This is a genomic window from Rhizobacter sp. P3_B12 (assembly GCF_056402895.1).
This window is the reverse complement of sequence record NZ_JBFUGN010000890.1, coordinates 1-2,563: the sequence shown is the minus strand read 5'-3', so window position 1 is coordinate 2,563 and position 2,563 is coordinate 1. Positions and strand designations below refer to the sequence as shown.

Annotated in this window: 3 protein-coding genes; all 3 read left to right on the top strand. The window is 72.4% G+C overall.

Annotated elements, in window-relative coordinates:
• Positions 1-244: 244 nt before the first annotated feature.
• Positions 245-772 (top strand): GNAT family N-acetyltransferase, encoded by a 528-nt coding sequence (locus AC1D01_RS29620; RefSeq protein WP_477872802.1) that lies wholly within the window; start codon positions 245-247, stop codon positions 770-772.
• 129 nt (positions 773-901) lie between these two features.
• Positions 902-1,621 (top strand): NMCC_0638 family (lipo)protein, encoded by a 720-nt coding sequence (locus tag AC1D01_RS29615; RefSeq protein ID WP_477872800.1) that lies wholly within the window; start codon positions 902-904, stop codon positions 1,619-1,621.
• Positions 1,618-2,481, top strand: coding sequence for a dienelactone hydrolase family protein (locus AC1D01_RS29610; RefSeq protein ID WP_477872798.1), 864 nt, complete (start codon positions 1,618-1,620; stop codon positions 2,479-2,481). The genes AC1D01_RS29615 and AC1D01_RS29610 overlap by 4 nt, the downstream gene beginning before the upstream one ends.
• Positions 2,482-2,563 lie beyond the last annotated feature (82 nt).

Below are 2,563 nucleotides of genomic sequence, written 5' to 3'. Positions count from 1 at the left end.
GTCCTGCAACGCAGTGGCGCCGCCCTGCGGCAGCCCCATCAACAGGGACATCTCGGACAGGAACTCATTCGAAGTGGTGGTGGTGTTCACGGTGGCAGGGCGTGTGCTGGTGTCTGATCGTGAAGCCAGTGTGCATGCCGCACGCAGGCGAGTGCGCCCCCGTAACCGAACGGTCGTACGTCGACCCGAAGCCAGCGGGCAGGTAAGCTGCGCGGGCACTTCACAACTGACACAGGTCACTTGCATGACGATCACGATCCGGCGCGCCTGCCCCGATGACGCTCCCGCCTACGCCCGCATCATGGGCGATCCGCAGGTGTTCCCGGGCCTGTTGCAGATGCCGCATGTCGATGCGCACTCCTGGAAGGCGCGGCTCACCGACACCTGCGCACCGGGCAAGACCGACCTGCCGCTGGTGGCGGAACTGAATGGCGAGGTGGTGGGCACCGCGGGGCTGCACCCGGTCGGGCCGCAGACGCGCCGGCGGCACGCGCTGGTGCTGGGCATCTCGGTCGCCCCGTCGGCGCAAGGGCAGGGCGTGGGCAGCGCGCTGATGGCCGCGATGTGCGACTACGCGGACAACTGGGCCGGCGCGCTGCGCATGGAGTTGACCGTCTTCACCGACAACCCCGCCGCGCTGCGCCTCTACCGGAAGTTCGGCTTCGAGATCGAAGGCACGTTCAAGGGCTACGCGCTGCGCGACGGGCAGTATGTGGATGCGCACGCGATGGTGCGTTTCCATCCGAACCCGCCGCGCATCGCGGTCAGCTGAGGGGCGGCGCGGGAACTCCAGCGTCATCCTCGCCCCGTCGCCGCACGCCTGTGCGACCATCTCGCCCTCGGCAACGCGGCAGCAACGGAAGGTCAGGGCGTGAGCATGGTCAGAGGAAGTCGATCCGTCTTGGCGGACATCGGGCAGGCGGCGACGCTTGCGTTGTGGGCGGCGCTGCCGGGTCTGTCGATCGCTCAGTCGGTGGCACCGTCGGTGGTGGAACCGGCGGTGACGTACCCGGTGAAATCGGCAGCGGAACTGGTCACGACGCCGCTGACGACCCCGCCCGCCGATGCCGAGCCGGCGCCCGAGAGCGCGGCGCTGCGCTCGATCTGGGCCGACCCGCGCGCCGTGGCCCGCCTGTTCCGCGACGCCTGCGTGCAGACCGAGGGCCAGGCCGCCGCCGCGGTCGACTGGGCACTCGCCCAGGGCTTCTTCCCGGTCGACCCGATGCGCGGCTCCACCGACGAACTGCTGGCCGGCGAGCCCGGCTCGGTGCTCGCCGCGCCCGGCAGCGACAGCCGGGTGCTGCTGGTGGCCGCGCAAGGGGCGCGCTGCATGGTGTGGGCCGAGCGCGTGTCCGGACCGGGCCTGCGGCTGGCCGTCGTCGAGCTGACCGGCGAACTCGGCGGCAAGGGCGCCCGCGTGCAACTGCAGGCGGAACGCAACATCGAGCGCTCGGGCGCCTGGCGCAGCCAGATGCAGTGGCGCTACCGGCGCGTCGGTGGCTCGCAGGATTTCGGCATCGGCTCGGTGACCACGCTGACGGCTGCGCCGGGCACGCAGGCGCTGCACTTCTCGCCGTTGCCGCCGGCGACCGGCATCTCGCCCGACGGCGTGAAGCCATGACACGCTGGCTGCGCCTGGTCGCCGCGGCGGGATGTGCCGCGGTGCTGGGTGTGCACGCACAGACCGAGGTCGCCTTCGACAGTCTCGATCGCCACGGCGGCCAGGTCGTGACGCTGAAGGCCTGGTGGTTCGGCGCCGACCGGCGGCAAGCCCCGGCGGTCGTGCTGCTGCACGGCTGCAGCGGTCCGTACGACCACCGTGGCCGGCTCGGCGCGCGCATGCGCGAGTACGCAGAGTTCTTCAACCGCCAGGGCATGCACGCGCTGGTCGTGGATTCGCTGACGCCACGCGGCGAGACCGAGCTGTGCACGCAGCGCATCGGCACCCGCCAGGTGACGCAGGCGAATCGCCGGCTCGATGCGCTCGCATCGCTGCACTGGCTCGCGCAGCGGCCGGACGTCGATGCGCAGCGGCTGGGGCTCGTCGGCTGGTCGAACGGCGGCAGCACCGTGCTGTCGGCCACCAACCTGCGGCAGCGCGAGGTGCGCGAGGCGCCGCTACGGCCGGCCTTCGCGGTGGCCTTCTACCCGGGCTGCGAGGCCGACCTGCGGCGCGGCTACCAGCCGTCGACACCGCTGCTGGTGCTGGTGGGCGAGGCCGACGACTGGACGCCCGCCGCGCCTTGCCAGGCCCTCGCGGCGCAGGCCGCGATCGACAGCGGCGCGGGCTCGCCGGCCGTGCAGATCGAGGCCTATGCCGGCGCGTACCACGGCTTCGATTCGCATGCGCCGGTGCGCGTGCGCAAGGAGGTGCCGAACGGGCTGCATCCCGGCGAGGGCGTGCACGTCGGCGGCAACCCCGAGGCGCTGCAGCGCTCGCAGCGGCGCCTGCTCGCATTCATCGCGCCCTGGGCGAAATGACGGCCCCTCGGCCGACGGGTACGTCGGCCGATCCCCCGAGGGGATGCGGGCCGGCTTGGGGCGGCCCGGCGCTCGGCCCGCT

Excerpts from the sequence above, each read along its gene's own strand:
- AC1D01_RS29610 (WP_477872798.1), top strand. The coding sequence starts at position 1,618 with ATGACACGCTGGCTGCGCCTGGTCGCCGCGGCGGGATGTGCCGCGGTG.
- AC1D01_RS29620 (WP_477872802.1), top strand. The coding sequence starts at position 245 with ATGACGATCACGATCCGGCGCGCCTGCCCCGATGACGCTCCCGCCTAC.